We start from the raw sequence: 15,558 nt of genomic DNA, 5'->3' as shown, positions 1-15,558 counted from the left end.
GGGGGGGGGGGGGGAGCCGGTCCAGGGCGGCGGCCACGACCAGGGTCGGCACCGAGATCCTCGAGAGGTCGGCCGTGGTGTCGGCCCGCTCGACCAGGTCGACGTGTTCGGGGGCGCCCTCGGGGACGAACCCGGCCAGCTCGGACACCGCCTTCTCCAGCTCCTCCGTGCTCAGCGCCGCCAGGGCCGGTTCGCCCATCGCCACGAGGGTGAGGAACCGGGCGAGCGTCCTCCGGTGGCCCTTGAGCAGCTCCCGCCACACCTGGACGGCCAGCCGCATCCGGTGGTCCGGCCGGGCGAATCCGGCGGTGAGGACCAGCCCGGTCACCCGCTCGGGGTGCCGGGTCGCGGCGCGGACGCCGATGGCGGTGCCCATCGAGTAACCGAGGACGGTGAACCGCTCGACCCCGGCCGCGGCGGCGGTCTCCACCAGGGTGTCGGCCATGGTGTCCAGGTCCAGGGGAGTCGCCGAACGAGGGGTGCCGCCGGTTCCGGGCAGGTCGGGGGCGACCACGGTGTGCGTGCGGGTGAGGTCGTCGAGGAGGGGTCCGAAGTTGGCCTCGATCCCGCCCCCGCCGCCGTGCGCGAGGACGAGACCGGGACCGGAACCCTTGACCGTGTGGGCGAAATGTTCGATCATGCGGCGACGTTAGGCACTGACATCGGTGCGAAGGTCAAGCGTGAGGCGGGTCACGACGTGCTGATCGGGGAGTTGTCGGAGCGGACCGGGGTGAGCCGCCGCCTGCTGCGGTACTACGAGGAGCAGGGACTGCTCGACTCCGCGCGCTCACCGAACGGGTACCGGGTCTACGACCCCGACGCCGTGCGCGTCGTCCACCACATTCGGGCGCTCCTGGACATGGGGCTGAGCACCGGGGTCATCGCCTCCGTCCTGCCGTGCGCGCGGGGCGAGGCGGACGAGCCGTTGGACCTGGAGATGTGCCCGGACCTGCTGACCACCATCCGTCGCGAACTGGCCGACCTGGACGCCCGGATCGAGCGCCTCCAGAGCCACCGCGGCGCCCTGGCCTCGCACGTGGCCTGACGCCCGGTCGCGCGCGGGACGGTCAGCCGTCCGGGGCCGCGGGGCGTACCCGCACCAGTTGGCTCAGCGCCGCCAGCACCGGCAACTCCAACAGGGGGCCCGCGATCAGGGCGACCGCGATGAGCGGTCGGTCGGGAAAGGCGGCGACGGCCACCGCCAGGGCGACGGGTGAGTTCCGGGCGACCGTCGTCATGGTGAGCGTGACCCGCTGGTCGGCGGGCAGCCGGAGGCCGCGGGAGGCCAGCAGCGCGGCCAGGGGAGCGACCACGAAGAACACCGCCAACGGGGGCAGCAGGGCGACCAGCTCCCCCGCGTGCTCGGCGACCGTGCGCGCCTGCCACGCGAACATCGCCAGCACGGCGGTGTACAGCAGTGGCAGGACCGCCCGGTTCGCCCAGCCCATGAGCACCTGGTCCCGCCAGAGCGGGCCCTTCCACCATCGCGCCGTCCGGCGCAGAAGCACCGCCGCCGCCAGGGGAAGCAGCAGGACCAGGAGCACCGCCTCGACCAGGGTGCGGGTGCCCACCATCGCCGCCTCGCCGCCCAGGAGCACCACGTACACCGGCAGCAGAACGAGCTGGAGGACGAGGTTGACCGGCAGCAGCGCGGTGGCCGCACCCATGTGTCCCCGGGCCAGGCCGGTGAAGACCAGGTACCAGTCCGTGCAGGGCGTGACCAGCAGCAACAGCAGCCCGATCCGCAGGTCGGGGCTGCCGCCGAGCAGCCCCGCCCCCAGCGCCCACGCCAGGAGCGGCGTGAACACGAAGTTGAGCACCAGGCTCGCCGCGACCACCCGCCCGGTCTCCCGGACGGCACGGACCTGCCCCGCGTCGACCTGGGTGAACACCATCACCAGGAGGAGGACCAGCGCGGGCAGGACCACGTGGCCCGCGGCGGCGCCGACGGGCCACAGGAACCCGGTCACCAGCCCGGCGAGCGCCGCGGCGGCCACGAACACGCTCTGGAACCTCTCGGACGTGGACACGGGACCTCTCAGCGACGGAAGCGGGTGAGTGACCCCACGTTAGGCCACGTCACGATGGCCGTTCCGTCAGGCCCAGACCCCGGTGCGCGCGGCACGGCGGGCGTAGTCGGCGAAGTCCCCCGCCGGACGGCCCAGAACCCGCCCCACGTCCTCGGTCGGCTCGGTGTTGCGTCCGTCCAGGGTCCCCTGGAAGATCTCCACCAGACCCTGGGCGAGCTCGGCGGGGAGACCCTCCGCCACCGCTCCCCCGACGTACTCCTCCGGTGTGATCGACCGGTGTTCCACGGTCCGTCCGGACGCCTCGGACAGGACCGCCGCGGCCTCCGTGAAGGTCAGCGACCGGGGCCCGGTCAGGTCGTAGGTCCGTCCGGCGTGTCCGTCCCCGGTCAGCGCCGTCACGGCGACCTCGGCGAGGTCGTCCAGGTCGATGAAGGGTTCGGCGACGTCCGGAACCGGCAGGAGCGTGGTCCCCGCGCGGACCTGCTCGGTGAGGAAGGACTCGGAGAAGTTCTGCGCGAAGTACGAGGACCGCGCCAGGGTCGTGGCCGGGAACGCCTCGCGGACCGCGTGTTCGGCGGCGAGGGCGCCGTCCTCCCCGCGCCCGGACAGGAGCACCGCCCTGCGCACCCCGCGCTCGGCGGCCCGGGCGGCGAAGGCGGCGACGGTCTCGGCCGCCCCGGGAAAGGCGAGGTCGGGGTGGTAGCAGAGGTAGACGCCTGTGACCCCCTCCAGCACCGGGTCCCAGGTGCCGGTGTCGTGCCACTCGAAGGGCGGCGTGCCCGACCGGGACCCGACGCGCGTGTCGACGCCGCGCTGCTCGAGGAGGTTGGTGACACGGCGCCCGGTCATGCCGGTGCCGCCGGTGACAAGAATGCGTTCGTGTGTCGTCATGCGTTCAGTACAGCAGCGCCGATTCAGATGAAACATGGTTCAGATACTGGATCACATAAGAGATCGTCTGATCCGGCGTAGGGTGGGCTCATGGATCCCCTCACCCATCTCCTGGACGGCCCCCGAGCCCGGGGCGCCTGCACGCTGCGCACGGTGATGAGTCCGCCCTGGGCGGTCGAGGTCCGCGACGGCGCCGCGCTGGCCCTCGTCGTGGTGACCTCGGGGCGGATCCGCGTGACCAGCGTCCACGGGCAGGCCGTGCTGGCCCCCGGCGACCTGCTTCTGATGCGCGGCCCCGACCCGTACGTCGTCTCGGACTCCGCCGCGAGCGCACCAGCGCCCACCATCACCATTCTTCCCGGCCAGCGCTGCGTGTCCGCCGAGGGGGAGGAGGTCCACCTGACCATGAACCACGGTGTCGGGACCTGGGGCAACGACCCCGATGGTGAGGACACGGCGGTCATGGGCGCCTACGAGGACGACAGCGAGGTCGGCCGACTCGCCCTGACCGCGCTGCCGCCCATGACCGTCCTGCCGGGTGGGCGGGTCGACCCGGCGCTCGTGGACCTGCTGAGCCGCGAGATCACCTCCGGCCGGGTGGCCCAGGCCAGTCTCACCGACCGGCTCCTGGACTCCCTCCTCGTCATGGCCGTGCGCGCGTGGCTGGAGGAGGACTGCGACCGCGTCCCCAACTGGCTGTGCGGGCAGAGCGACCCGGTGGTCGCGCGTGCCCTGGAGCTGATCCACGAACGCGCCGCCGACCCGTGGACCCTGGAGGCGCTGGCCCGGGCCTGCTCCGTCTCCCGCGCCACCCTGGCCGCGCGCTTCCAGCGGGCCGTGGGCGCACCGCCCATGACCTACCTGCGCACTTGGCGGCTGACCACCGCCTCCGACCTGCTCACCGCCGAACCGGACCTGAGCCTGGAGGCGGTCGCGGCGCGGGTCGGCTACGGCAGCGCGTTCGCGTTCAGCACGGCCTTTCGCAGGTACACCGGGGTCAGCCCGTCCCGGTACCGGTCGCGGTCGAGAGCCGAACCGGTGCCGTCCTGACCGTGTGGGCCCGGGCCGTCGGGCCGCCCGTCAGGACGGTCCGGTGGTCGTTCGCGCCGCTTCGACGGCCGTTCGTGACCGCAGCCGCCGCAGCATCCGGGCATCCTGGAAGCCGACCGCCCGCGCCGCCGCCTCCACGGTCTCCCCGGCGCCGATCAGGTGCTCCGCGCGCTCCAGCCGCAGCGCCTGCTGGTACCGCAGCGGTGTCAGCCCGGTCGCCGACGTGAACGCGCGGGTCAGCGTACGCTCGCTCACCCCCGCCGCCGCGGCCAGCTCCGCCAGCCGCAGCGGCGACCGGTACCGCGCGTCGATGGCGTCCTGGACCCGGTGTACGACGTCCACCACGTGCCCCCGGTGCCGCAGCATGGCGCTGGCCTGCGGCTCCCCCCCCGTCACCGTTGCGGCGCGCGTAGACCACCATCTGCCGCGCCACCGAGGCCGCGGCCGAGGGCCCGTGCCGCACGGTGACCAGGTGCAGGGCGAGATCGATACCGCTGGCGATCCCCGCGGAGGTGACCACACCGCCGTCGGCCACGTACAGCACGTCGGGCACCACCCGTGCCCGGGGATGGCTCCGGGCCAGCAGCGCCTGGAGTTCGTGGTGGGTGGTGCAGCGCCGGCCGTCGAGCAGACCGGCCTCGGCCAGGGCGAAGGCCCCCGAGCACACGCTCGCCACGGTGCCGCCCGCCGCGTGGTGGGCGGTCAGGGCACGCGCCTGGTCGTCGGTCAACACGCGGCGCACGGCGGCGTCGCCGGTGTACCAGCCCGGGACCAGGACCAGGTCGCGCGGTTCCAGCTCGGGCCAGGAGGTCTCGGCGCGCAGGGCCACGCCCTGGGCGGTGGGGACGTCCGTGTGCTCGGCCACGTACCGGGTCCGGTACTCCAGCCCCAGCAGGGACACGGCGGTGGAGAACACCTGCGCCGGGCCCGCGAGATCGAGCAGGTGCAGGCCCGGCGTGAGGAGGAAGACGACAGTGGTCACGATCCGGTCAGTGTAGTCGCTCCCTCGGTGATCTCGGCGACCGTGCGCACCTCGGCGAAGCGGCCCGCGAGCGCGTACCCCGTCCGCTGGACGATCGCCTCGGGGAGCAGTGTGGCGGGGTCGGCGAGGACCTCCTCCAGCGAGCGGCCGGTCGGCGAGCCGGGGGCCTCGATCGGCTCGGTGGCGGTGGCGTCCACCGCGAAGGTCACCCGGTAGCCGAGGTCGGAGGCGACCCGGGCGGTGGTCTCGCAGCACTGCTCGGTGCGCACGCCGCAGACCGTGACCTCGTCCACGCCGCGCTCGGTCAGGTATCCGTGCAGGTCGGCTCCGGTCATCGCGTTGTGCACGGTCTTCGTGCGCACCGGTTCGCCGTTCCGGGGCCCGAGCCCGTCCATGAGCTCGACGAAGCCGCGCTCGGGGTCGAAGACGGTGCCGGTGCCGGGTTCGGAGTGCAGGACCCAGACCACCTGGTCGCCCCGCTGGCGGGCGTGGTCGACCAGGACGGCGATCCGGTCGGCGACGTTCGGGTCGGAGGCGGCCGTCCAGCTCTCGCGCTGGAGGAAGGACTTCTGTGCGTCGATGACGAGGAGTGCGTGTGCCATGCGTCGATCGTGGCAGGGCCGCACCGGTCCGCGGCAGACACGATCGCGCCGGGGGCCGGACCGATCCGGTCACAGTTCGCGGAGCCAGTTCTGGCCGACGAGCCCCTCTCCGAACATGGTGTGCGGCTCCTCGTCGACCAGGGTGAACCCGGCGGCCTCGTAGATGCGCCGCGCCGAACCCAGGACGCTGTTGGTCCACAGGGACACGCGCTCGTAGCCCGACGCGCGCGCCCACTCCACGCACCGGTCGACCAGGCGGGCCCCGACCCCGTGTCCGCGCGCGCTCGGCAGGACCAGCAGGACGCGCAGTTGGGCGGTGCCCTCGTCGTCGCCGGGGACGCAGAACACGCAGCCCGCGCGCTCGCCGCCGACCTCGGCGATCCAGGCGGCGCCCGTCTTCGGGTCGTAGTCGGCGGCGATGCGCGCGACCAGGGCCTCGAAATCGAAGCCCCAGCCGTACTGCTCGGCGTAGGCCTCTCCGTGGGCCATGACGACCCAGCCGAGGTCACCGGGGCGGCCGAGGGGGCGGATCTCGCTGTCCATGGGTACTCCAAATAACTGACACGAGTGTTTCAGTGGCTTTAGTCTAGGTCCGTGAACAGCACATCCTCAACCTCCTCGCCGCGTCAGACGGAGCTGCTGGAGGCCGCCTACCGGTACGCGCTGGAACACGGGCTGGCCGACCTGTCGCTGCGCCCGCTCGCCGCCGCCATCGGTTCCAGTCCCCGGGTGCTCCTCTACCTCTTCGGGAGCAAGGACGGCCTGATCCGCGCGCTGCTGGAGCGCGCGCGGGCCGACGAACTGGACATGCTGGAGCGCGTGCGCGCCGCCGACCTGTCCGGGGCGGCGCTGGGTGTGTGGGAGTGGCTGGCGACGGAGGAGCACCGCGCGCTGCTCACCCTGTGGGCCGAGGGGTACGCGCGCTCCCTCGTCGACCCGACCGGGCCGTGGGCGGAGTTCGCCGAGGCCACCGTCCGGGATTGGCTGACCCTGCTGGCCAGCGCTCAACCGGAGGACGAGCGCGCCACACCGCTCGGCGAGGCCCGTCGCACGCGGGCGCTCGCCGTGCTGCGCGGAGCCCTGCTCGACCTGCTCGCCACCGGTGACACCGACCGTGTCGGCGCCGCCGTGCAGGGGTACTTCGCGGCGCCCGACGATGACGCGGGGGACCCCGCCCCGGGGGTCAGTCCAGGCGCTTCTTGAAGCCGACGTGCGAGGGGACGTAGCCCAGCCGCTCGTAGAAGCGGTGCGCGTCCTCGCGCGTGGCGTCCGAGGTCAGCTGGACCAGCGCGCATCCGCGTCGGCGGGCCTCCGCCTCGGCCCAGGTCATGAGGTCGGCCCCGACCCCGTCGCCGCGTTCGTCGGCGTGCACCCGCACCGCCTCGATCTGGGCGCGGCTCGCCCCGCCCCGGGACAGGCCGGGGATGAAGGAGAGCTGGAAGGTGGCGCCCACCCGGTCGCCGCGGCGGCCGACCACGAGCAGTTCGCCCGGGTCGTCGTCGATGGCCTCGAACGCGGCGAGGTAGGGGGTCAGGTCGGCCGCGTTCTCGCGGGTCGCCCCCAGTCGGTCGTCGGCGATCAGAGCGACGATCGCCGGGACGTCCTCGGCGCGGGCGGGGGTGAAGGTGACGGGTTCGGCCACGGGATCTCCTCGACTCGGATGCGGCAAACGTAGCCAATCACCCGATGACACGCGGTTTGGGGGTGGCGCCGTCACCGCACGCCGGGGCGCTCCCTCGGACGTCGGCGCATCCGGTCACAGCAGCAGGTCGGCCACCTCACGCAGGTCGGCCGCCACCACGGTCGCCTCCGCCAGCTCCTCGGGAGTGTGGCCGGAGGCCACGGCGATGACCGGCATCCCCGCGCTCCGGCCCGCCCGCACACCCGACGGGGAGTCCTCCACCACCACGCAGCGCTCGGGCGCGGTCCCCGTCCGCTCGGCCCCCAGCAGGTACGGGGCCGGGTGCGGCTTGCCCTCCGTCACGTGGTCGGCGGTCACCATGACCTCGGGGAACGGCAGCCCGGCCGCCTCCAGGCGGGCGTGCGCGATCAGGTCGCCACCGGAGGTCACGATCGCCCAGGGGCGGCGCCGTTCGTCGAGCGCGGCGATCAGCTCGCGGGCGTGCGGCATCGCGCTGACGTCCTCCGCCCGCGCCACCTCGTGGGCCTGGATTCGGTGCGCCTCCGACTCCGGGTCCAGATGCGGGGCGACGAGGCGGACGAGATCGAGGTCGGTGCGGCCCGCGTGGTACCGCAGGACTTCGTCCACGTCCAGACCACGCTCCCCGGCCCAGGCGGTGAGGCCCCGGACGATGCTCTCCCCGGAGTCGGCCAGGACCCCGTCCAGGTCGAACAGGACGGTCGCCTCGGCGTAGTCGCTCACTGTGCCCCCGATCGGTCGGTGTGTTCCCGCCGCACGCTACCGCCAGGAGGGCAGCGTCAGCTCGGTGAGGACGCCCCGATGATCGCTGCCGTCCACATCGAGCACCTCGAACGCACGGACTCCGATCATCGTGTCCACCAGCACGTGGTCGATGGCGACCCGCGGCAGTGGCCCGTCGGCGGGCCAGGTTCCGGTCAGGCCCTCTCCGTGGACCCGCGCGGCGTCGGCGTAGCCCGAGTCCAGGACCGCGCGCATCGGAGCGTGGTCGAGGGTGGCGTTGAAGTCCCCCGCCAGGATCCTGAGCGCCTCGGCGTCGTTGTCCGGGAGCGAGGCCAGGCCCGCCCGCCAGAGGGGGAGGCTCTCCGCCGAGTGCGGTGGCACCGGGTGCACCGACACCACCTCCACCGGGGGCGGCCTCGAGCCATACCTCGCTTCCTTCTCCACGTACTCGGGCACCTCGAAGCTCACGTGCGCCATGTGGAACCCGCCGACCTCCCGGCCCGGGTCACCCCGGTCGGTCAGCGGAAAGGCCGAGTGGACGCTGCTGCCGTACGGGCCGGGGGCGGAGTGGTCGACCGCGTACGGCAGCGCCGTGTCCAGACCCGCCGCCTCCAGACCGTCCACCATCTCCGGGGTGACCTCCTGGAGGGCCAGGACGTCCACCTCGCGGTCGCGGACGAGTTCCACCACGTCGGCCGCGGCCACGCCACCGCCCAGGACGTTCAGCGTCAGGAGTCGTATCGTCGTGTCGCCCGACGAGCTGACCCCGAAGTCGACCGCGCGCGGCAGCACCGACACCGCCAGTACGAGCACGGCCGTGGCCAGCACCGCCAGCGGGACCCACCGGCGGAGCAGCCCGACGACGAGCTCGGCCGCGGCCCCGACCACCAGCACGTACGGGGTGAAGGCCATCAGGGGCACCAGCGGGTAGCCCCGCTCCCAGCCGAATGCCCTGACGAGCGCGAACAGGGCGAAGGCGGTCACCGCCGCCCAGACGACCACGGTCACGGCCGGGTTCCGTCGTCGGCCCGTATGCTCGCGCGCGCGGTCCGGCTCCGCACTCCGCGCCCTCCAGCCGATCATCGGCCCGACCCCCTCCGCGCCCCCGGGAAACGTTCTCGCCCATGGGACCACGGGACGCGGTCGATGGTTCGCGTCCGCACCGCCGCGGGCCGCGTGCGGTGTCTCCGGTCACGTGGTCCGCGGCACGCCGCGACCGGACCCCCGCCCTGAGCGTCGGTTCCGCCCGCCGGCTGGCGCTCCCATAGGAAAATCTATGCCCACCTTGGGCATTTCTATTGGTAGCGCGATGATCGCCAGGTCTACTGTGTGCGGGTGCGCGCGCTGATCGCGTGCCACGCACCACCCGGCCACAGGTAAGAGGAAGCACCATGTCCGTCACCAGCAGGGAAGTCCACCTCGTCGCGCGTCCCGTCGGAGAGCCGAAGCCCGGGGACTTCGCCCTGGTCGAGAGCTCCGTCGCCGACCCCGGCCCCGGTCAGGTCCTGGTCCGCAACGACTGGATGTCCGTCGACCCGTACATGCGCGGCCGGATGAACGACACCGAGTCCTACGTGCCGCCCTTCCGGCTCGGCGAGGTGATGGAGGGCGGGGCCGTCGGTACCGTGGCGGCCTCGGGCAGCGACGCCGTCCCGGTCGGCGCCACCGTCCTGCACATGGGCGGCTGGCGCGAGTACGCGCTGCTGGACGCGGACGCGGTGCGCGTGGTCGACGCCGACCAGGCGCCCGCGGAGGCCTACCTGGGCGTTCTGGGCATGGTCGGCCTCACCGCCTACGCGGGCCTGACCCGGATCGCCCCGGTCGAGGAGGGCGACGTCGTGTTCATCTCGGGCGCGGCGGGCGCGGTCGGCAGCCTCGCCGGTCAGATCGCGCGCCAGCTCGGCGCCTCCAGGGTCATCGGCTCGGCGGGCGGCCCGGAGAAGAGGCGCCGCCTGCTGGAGGAGTTCGGCTACGACGCGGCGATCGACTACCGCGAGGGCGACCTGGAGGGCCAGCTCGCCGAGGCGGCCCCGGACGGGATCGACGTCTACTTCGACAACGTCGGCGGGGACCACCTGCGCGCGGCGATCGGCGCGATGCGCACCCACGGGCGGATCGCGCTGTGCGGGGCCATCTCCATGTACAACGCGACCGAGCCGGTGCCCGGACCGGACAACCTCTTCCTCGCGGTGGGCAAGCGGCTCACCCTGCGCGGGTTCATCGTCGGCGACCACTTCGACCTGTTCGGGGAGTACGCCCAGCGCGCCGCGACCTGGCTGGCCGAGGGTTCCCTGAGGGCGGAGCAAACCGTCGTCGGCGGGATCGACCACGCGGTCGACGCCTTCCTCGACATGATGCGCGGAGCCAACACCGGCAAGATGCTGGTGCGTCTGGGATCCTGAGGGCCCGGCCGGGGCCCGCGCCGCGAACTTCGCGGCGCGGGCCCCGGCGCCACCGAGCATCAGCCCCCACCCCTACCGGAGAGGCACCCATGCTGCACGTCACGTTGAACGACGGCCGCACCATGCCGCAACTGGGCTTCGGCGTCTGGCAGGTCTCCGACGACGAGGCCCAGAGGGCCGTCACCACCGCCCTGGAAGCCGGCTACCGGTCTATCGACACCGCCAAGCTGTACGCCAACGAGGCGGGTGTCGGCAGGGCCGTCGCGCAGTCAGCCCTGCCCAGGGAGGACCTGTTCCTCACCACGAAGCTGTGGAACGACGACCAGGGCTTCGACCGCACGCTCAAGGCCTTCGACGCCAGCCTCGACCGCCTCGGCACGGACTACGTCGACCTGTACCTGATTCACTGGCCGACCCCGGCGCGGGACCTGTACGTCGAGACCTGGCGAGCTCTGGAGCGGATCCGCGACGAGGGCCGCGCCCGCTCGATCGGCGTCTCCAACTTCACCGCCGAGCACCTGGACCGGCTGGTCGCCGAGACCGGGACCGTCCCGGCGGTCAACCAGATCGAGCTGCACCCGTACCTGTCCCAGGAGGCCATGCGCGCCGCCGACGACGCGCACGGCGTCCGCACCGAGGCGTGGAGCCCGCTCGGCCAGGGCAAGGGCCTGCTGGAGGACCCGGGGCTGACCGAGCTGGCCGCCAAGCACGGCAAGAGCCCCGCACAGGTCGTGCTGCGCTGGCACCTCCAACTCGGCACCATCGTCATCCCCAAGTCCGTGACCCCGGCGCGGATCCGCGAGAACATCGACGTCTTCGACTTCGAGCTCGACGGCGGTGACATGGCGGCGATCTCCGCGCTCGACCGCGACGGCCGGATCGGACCGGATCCGTCGACGTTCAACCACGCATGACGACCCCGCAGGCCCGGAGGGCGCGCACGCCCGCGGCGCGCCCTCTTCACGGAGGGTTGGGAACTGCTCGAATTCTAGTGCCATTTGGTGCCTTTGAGTGCGTGTTAGTGTGCATTCATGAACCTCAAGGAGTGGGCGATCGCGAACGGTGTGCATCCGCATACCGCTTATCGCTGGTTCCGTGAGGGGACATTGCCGGTACCGGCCAAGCGGGTCGGGCCGCGCACGATCCTGGTGAACATCGACGCCAACACCGCGCCGGAAGCGGTCGGGGGCCTGGGCCTGTATGTCCGTGTCTCCACCCACGATCAGAAGGAAGACCTGGACCGGCAGGTCGCCCGGCTGTCCGCGTGGGCCGCGAAGACCGACAACAAGGTCGTGCGGGTCGAGTCCGAGATCGCGTCCGGCATGAACGGCTCCCGCTCCAAAGCGCGGCGTCTGCTGGCCGATCCGGCCGTGACGACCGTGGTGGTGGAGCACAAGGACCGGCTCGGCCGCATGAACGTCGAACTCGTCGAAGCCGCCCTGTCCGCGACCGGTCGTCGTCTCCTGGTCCTCGATGAGGGCGAAGTCGAAGACGACCTCGTGCAGGACATCGTGGACGTGCTGACCTCGTTCTGCGCACGCTTGTACGGGCGCCGCTCGGCGAAGAACCGTGCCCGCAAGGCGCTGGAGGCCGCCGAGCGTGGCTGACTCCAAACTCCGAAACATCGATCCGTCGTTCGTTGCTCTCGGCCCGTCCGGTGTGGCGATACGCGACCGGCTCAAGCACCTCACCCCGACGGATGAGAAGGTGTTGCGCCTGATCGGTGCGCACCTCGGGTCGCTCGCGTCGAAGGACCTCAAGGCCCGCTGCGCTGACGGCCTGGAGCACTCCACGGACACGTGGGCGGCGCGGAAGCGGGAGCTGACCGGCGCCTCGTCGTCCCGCTGGGCCGGGTCGCTGACGAAAGCCACGCACGATCAATGGGCGCTGGCCCGGCGTGGGCAGGCAGCGCACATCCAGTCCCTCGAAGCCGGTGTCAAGACGATCGCGCACCGCCTGTCGCTCCCGGTCGGGGAGAAGGGCACCAAGCGGGCTCCGGGCGGCTACCGCTCGGCACACGAGTGGTTCCACAAGGCCCGGCGCCTGCACATCCTCCAAGACCGTCTCGCCCAAGTACGGGCCGACCGCGAGAACGGCATCGTGCACGTGGCACGCGGCGGTAAACGTCTCCTCAACACCCGCCACAACCTTGACCTTGCCCAGCTCACCGGGGCCGAATGGCGTGAGCGGTGGGCAGCCGAGCGCTGGTTCCTCCAGGCCGACGGAGAGTCCGGCAAGCGGTACGGGAACGAAACCATCCGCATCACACCTGAGGGCGAAGTCTCGATCAAGCTGCCCGCCCCGCTGAGCGAGCTGGCCAACGCCAAGCACGGCCGGTACGTCCTCGCCGCGAAGGTCCGGTTCCCGCACCGGGGCCAGGAATGGTCCGACCGCGTGGAAGCCAACCGGGCCGTGGCCTACCGCATCCACCTCGACGTGGAACGCGGGCGCTGGTACGTGACCGCGTCGTGGACGATCCCGCCCACGAAGACCATCCCGCTCGATGCCGCCCTCGTTCACGGCGTGATCGGTGTCGATACGAACGCCGATCACCTCGCCGCCTGGCTCCTCGATACCTGCGGCAACCCGATCGGGCAGCCCCGACGCTTCTCCTACGACCTGTCCGGCACCGCTCAGCATCGTGACGCCCAGGTGCGTCACGCGCTGTCCCGGCTGCTGAACTGGGCCAAGACCTGCGGTGTCAAGGCGATCGCGGTCGAGGACCTCGACTTCACCGCCGAGAAGACTCGCGAGAAGCATGGGCGCAGGAAACGGTTCAAGCAGCTCGTCTCTGGCATGCCCACGGGCAAGCTCCGGGCCCGGTTGACGTCGATGGCCGACCAGACCGGTATCGCGGTCATCGCCGTTGATCCGGCGTACACCTCGAAGTGGGGAGCCCAGCACTGGCAGAAGCCCCTCACCAGCAAGACCCGTAGGACGACCCGTCACGATGCCGCGAGCATCGCGGTCGGGCGACGCGCCCAAGGGCATCCGATCCGGCGACGCACGCCCCCGCCCCGCCAGCACCAGAGCGATGCTGGCGGGCATCGGACCGTCCAGGCCCGACCGGAGGCTCCTGGGTGTGAGGGACCCCGCCCCCGCGCCCCCGGACCACGGACGCGATCCGTGCAGCCGGACGCGGCGAGTACGCGGGCGACCAGGACACCCAAAACCGTTCGGGATGTCCGTGGTGACCGGCAGTGGGTCCAGGACTCACTCCTGCTCACTGACTAGGAACGGTCCGACATGCTCCTGGAGCCCGTCGTCCGCCGCGGGCCGTTCGTCGACGGCCTCAGGGACGGACCCGTGGAGAACCGGGTGACGATAGGACGACGATCGCGCCACCTATGATCTGAAATGTCATGATATTCCACCTATAAAAAGGGTGGATCATTCTGAACCGATCCCTCCTGGGAAAATCTTCGAGGATTCTTCCGTGTGCCTCGCGAGGTTTTCGGGGAGAACACACGCGACGCTCGCGAAAGCTTCGGGGCGGTGCCGTTCCCCCTTCCCCCGTCCGCTGTATCGTGCGAGGCCGGAGTCGCCGTCAGGAGCCGCTCCGGCGCGGTGGAGCGGGCCACGGACACCAGAAAGCACACGGGATGCTCGACAGAATCACACAACGGCTGGGACTTCGGACGGATCCGGTCATCTTCTCCGTTTCCGCCGCGCTGGCCATCGTCTTCGTGGTGAGCGCCATCGTCTTCACCGAGGCCGTCGACACCGCCTTCGGAGCCGTGTCCGGATGGATTCTCACCAACCTCGGGTGGCTCTACATCCTCGGCGTCACCACGTTCCTCGTCTTCCTCATCGGAATCGCCCTGAGCCGCTACGGCCACGTCCGGCTCGGGCCGCAGGACAGCAAACCGGAGTACAACGACTTCATCTGGTTCTGCATGCTGTTCGCCGCCGGGATCGGGAGCATCCTCATGTTCTGGGGGGTGGCCGAGCCGATCAGCCACTACGCCGACCCGCCCCGGGCGGACGTGGAACCGGAGTCGGTGGAGGCGGCCCGGCAGGCCATGGGGTTCACGCTCTACCACTTCGGCCTGCACACCTGGACGATCTTCTGCCTGCCCGCTCTCGCCTTCGCCTACTTCGTGTACCGCAGGGGGCTGCCCTTCCGGGTCAGCTCCGTCCTCCACCCGTTCATCGGTGACCGGATCAGCGGGCCCATCGGGCGGACCGTCGACATCATCGCCGTTCTGGGCACCCTGTTCGGGGTGGCGGTCACCATCGGTCTCGGCACGATGCAGATCAACAGCGGCCTCAACGAGCTGTTCGGAGTCTCCGAGAACCGGGTGACCCAGCTCGCGCTCATCGCCATCGTCACGTGCATCGCGGTGGCCTCGGTCGCCTCCGGGCTGGACGTCGGCATCAAGTGGCTGTCGACCATCAACATCGTCATGGCCGTGGGGCTGCTCGTCTACGTGTTCGTGCTGGGGTCGCCGGTCTTCCTCGCCCGCGGGATCATCGAGTCCACGGGCACGTACCTGGAGTCGCTCATCCCGCTGTCGTTCTGGAACGACACCTTCGACAACACCGGCTGGCAGGGCTCGTGGACCGTCTTCTACTGGGCCTGGACGATCACCTGGTCACCGTTCGTGGGCATCTTCATCGCCCGCGTCTCCAAGGGCCGCACCATCCGAGAGTTCGTGATCGGGGTCCTGTTCATCCCGACCGCGTTCAGCATCGTGTGGTTCAGCGTGTTCGGACTGTCGTCCTTCGACATCCAGATGTACGGCGGGGGAGGGCTCGTCCAGGCGGTCGTGGTGGAGGAGGACCTGCCCGGAGCGCTGTTCGCGTTCCTGGACCACTACCCGCTGACCACCCTCATGTCGGTGATCTCGATCCTCATCGTCGTCATCTTCTTCACCACCTCCTCGGACTCGGCGTCCTTGGTGGTGGACATGCTGTGTTCGGGTGAGGCGAGGAACCCCACGCGGCAGCGGGTCTTTTGGGGTGTGGCCGAGGGAGCGGTCGCCGCCACGGTGCTCACCGCCTCCGGCGTCGGCGGGCTGGACGCCCTCCAACAGACGATCATCGTGTTCGGCCTGCCGTTCTTCGTCATCGCCTTCATCATGATGGCGGCCCTCCTGCGCTCCCTGAGGCGGGAGACGGTGGCCGGACCGGCCCGGGTGCGCCCGCTGTCGGTCCGGCGACGAGGGGGTTCCGAGGGCAGGGGTGCGCCATGATGGCCCCATGACCACCGACGAAC

The 15,558-nt window shown here is 71.4% G+C and carries 17 protein-coding genes and 1 pseudogene; 8 read left to right on the top strand and 10 right to left on the bottom strand.

Features of this window, described 5'->3' with window-relative positions; translation table 11 throughout:
• Nucleotides 1–640 (bottom strand): alpha/beta fold hydrolase (locus D471_RS0115185; protein ID WP_017599406.1); only part of this gene is annotated, 640 nt, incomplete at its 3' end.
• A 57-nt stretch (nucleotides 641–697) separates the two neighbouring features.
• Here D471_RS0115185 and D471_RS0115180 point away from each other — a divergent pair.
• The gene (locus tag D471_RS0115180) at nucleotides 698–1,045 is read left to right on the top strand and encodes a MerR family transcriptional regulator (protein ID WP_017599405.1); all 348 of its coding nucleotides are present in this window, start codon (nucleotides 698–700) and stop codon (nucleotides 1,043–1,045) included.
• 22 nt (nucleotides 1,046–1,067) lie between these two features.
• On the opposite strand, the gene D471_RS0115175 is transcribed toward D471_RS0115180, so the two are convergent.
• Together D471_RS0115175 and D471_RS0115170 are read right to left on the bottom strand one after the other, a co-directional pair.
• A complete protein-coding gene (locus D471_RS0115175; RefSeq protein ID WP_017599404.1) occupies nucleotides 1,068–2,030 on the bottom strand; it encodes an arsenic resistance protein in 963 nt (320 codons plus the stop codon).
• A gap of 66 nt (nucleotides 2,031–2,096) precedes the next feature.
• Nucleotides 2,097–2,921: a Rossmann-fold NAD(P)-binding domain-containing protein gene (locus D471_RS0115170; RefSeq protein WP_017599403.1), complete on the bottom strand. Its 825-nt coding sequence runs from the start codon at nucleotides 2,919–2,921 to the stop codon at nucleotides 2,097–2,099.
• Nucleotides 2,922–3,011: 90 nt separating this feature from the next.
• Here D471_RS0115170 and D471_RS0115165 point away from each other — a divergent pair, with 90 nt between their 5' ends.
• Nucleotides 3,012–3,971 (top strand): AraC family transcriptional regulator, encoded by a 960-nt coding sequence (locus D471_RS0115165; RefSeq protein WP_017599402.1) that lies wholly within the window; start codon nucleotides 3,012–3,014, stop codon nucleotides 3,969–3,971.
• 30 nt (nucleotides 3,972–4,001) lie between these two features.
• On the opposite strand, the gene D471_RS42485 is transcribed toward D471_RS0115165, so the two are convergent.
• The 4 genes and pseudogenes from D471_RS42485 to D471_RS0115145 all read right to left on the bottom strand — a co-directional run bounded on the left by D471_RS42485 (nucleotide 4,002) and on the right by D471_RS0115145 (nucleotide 6,098).
• A complete protein-coding gene (locus D471_RS42485; protein WP_017599401.1) occupies nucleotides 4,002–4,337 on the bottom strand; it encodes a helix-turn-helix domain-containing protein in 336 nt (111 codons plus the stop codon).
• Between the two features lie 160 nt (nucleotides 4,338–4,497).
• Nucleotides 4,498–4,887, bottom strand: a pseudogene (locus D471_RS42480) (DJ-1/PfpI family protein); the annotation flags it as partial.
• 62 nt (nucleotides 4,888–4,949) lie between these two features.
• A complete protein-coding gene (locus D471_RS0115150; protein ID WP_017599399.1) occupies nucleotides 4,950–5,555 on the bottom strand; it encodes an isochorismatase family protein in 606 nt (201 codons plus the stop codon).
• A 69-nt stretch (nucleotides 5,556–5,624) separates the two neighbouring features.
• Nucleotides 5,625–6,098, bottom strand: coding sequence for a GNAT family N-acetyltransferase (locus tag D471_RS0115145; RefSeq protein WP_017599398.1), 474 nt, complete (start codon nucleotides 6,096–6,098; stop codon nucleotides 5,625–5,627).
• Between the two features lie 51 nt (nucleotides 6,099–6,149).
• Between D471_RS0115145 and D471_RS0115140 the strand changes: the two genes are divergently transcribed.
• On the top strand, nucleotides 6,150–6,758 hold the full coding sequence (locus tag D471_RS0115140; protein WP_017599397.1) for a TetR/AcrR family transcriptional regulator: 609 nt from the start codon (nucleotides 6,150–6,152) through the stop codon (nucleotides 6,756–6,758).
• On the opposite strand, the gene D471_RS0115135 is transcribed toward D471_RS0115140, so the two are convergent.
• The 3 genes from D471_RS0115135 to D471_RS0115125 all read right to left on the bottom strand — a co-directional run bounded on the left by D471_RS0115135 (nucleotide 6,739) and on the right by D471_RS0115125 (nucleotide 8,946).
• On the bottom strand, nucleotides 6,739–7,197 hold the full coding sequence (locus tag D471_RS0115135; RefSeq protein WP_017599396.1) for a GNAT family N-acetyltransferase: 459 nt from the start codon (nucleotides 7,195–7,197) through the stop codon (nucleotides 6,739–6,741). The two genes, D471_RS0115140 and D471_RS0115135, sit on opposite strands and share 20 nt — an antisense overlap.
• 114 nt (nucleotides 7,198–7,311) lie before the next feature.
• Nucleotides 7,312–7,938 (bottom strand): HAD-IA family hydrolase, encoded by a 627-nt coding sequence (locus D471_RS0115130; RefSeq protein WP_017599395.1) that lies wholly within the window; start codon nucleotides 7,936–7,938, stop codon nucleotides 7,312–7,314.
• A 36-nt stretch (nucleotides 7,939–7,974) separates the two neighbouring features.
• A complete protein-coding gene (locus D471_RS0115125) occupies nucleotides 7,975–8,946 on the bottom strand; it encodes an endonuclease/exonuclease/phosphatase family protein (RefSeq protein ID WP_017599394.1) in 972 nt (323 codons plus the stop codon).
• Between the two features lie 383 nt (nucleotides 8,947–9,329).
• On the opposite strand from D471_RS0115125, the gene D471_RS0115120 reads away from it, so the two are divergent.
• The 5 genes from D471_RS0115120 (at nucleotide 9,330) to D471_RS0115100 (ending at nucleotide 15,535) form a co-directional block, all read left to right on the top strand.
• Nucleotides 9,330–10,340: an NADP-dependent oxidoreductase gene (locus D471_RS0115120; RefSeq protein ID WP_017599393.1), complete on the top strand. Its 1,011-nt coding sequence runs from the start codon at nucleotides 9,330–9,332 to the stop codon at nucleotides 10,338–10,340.
• Nucleotides 10,341–10,429: 89 nt separating this feature from the next.
• Complete coding sequence (locus tag D471_RS0115115) at nucleotides 10,430–11,254, top strand: aldo/keto reductase (RefSeq protein WP_017599392.1); 825 nt, start codon at nucleotides 10,430–10,432, stop codon at nucleotides 11,252–11,254.
• 117 nt (nucleotides 11,255–11,371) lie between these two features.
• The gene (locus D471_RS0115110) at nucleotides 11,372–11,947 is read left to right on the top strand and encodes an IS607 family transposase (protein WP_026127755.1); all 576 of its coding nucleotides are present in this window, start codon (nucleotides 11,372–11,374) and stop codon (nucleotides 11,945–11,947) included.
• Complete coding sequence (locus tag D471_RS0115105) at nucleotides 11,940–13,574, top strand: IS200/IS605 family element transposase accessory protein TnpB (protein ID WP_017599390.1); 1,635 nt, start codon at nucleotides 11,940–11,942, stop codon at nucleotides 13,572–13,574. The genes D471_RS0115110 and D471_RS0115105 overlap by 8 nt, the downstream gene beginning before the upstream one ends.
• Nucleotides 13,575–13,942: 368 nt before the next feature.
• The gene (locus tag D471_RS0115100) at nucleotides 13,943–15,535 is read left to right on the top strand and encodes a BCCT family transporter (RefSeq protein WP_017599389.1); all 1,593 of its coding nucleotides are present in this window, start codon (nucleotides 13,943–13,945) and stop codon (nucleotides 15,533–15,535) included.
• The last annotated feature ends 23 nt before the right edge of the window (nucleotides 15,536–15,558 follow it).

The organism is Nocardiopsis lucentensis DSM 44048 (assembly GCF_000341125.1).
GTDB classification, from domain to species: domain Bacteria; phylum Actinomycetota; class Actinomycetes; order Streptosporangiales; family Streptosporangiaceae; genus Nocardiopsis; species Nocardiopsis lucentensis.
Note: the sequence above shows the minus strand (reverse complement) of the source record. Positions and strands in the feature narration are given on the sequence as shown.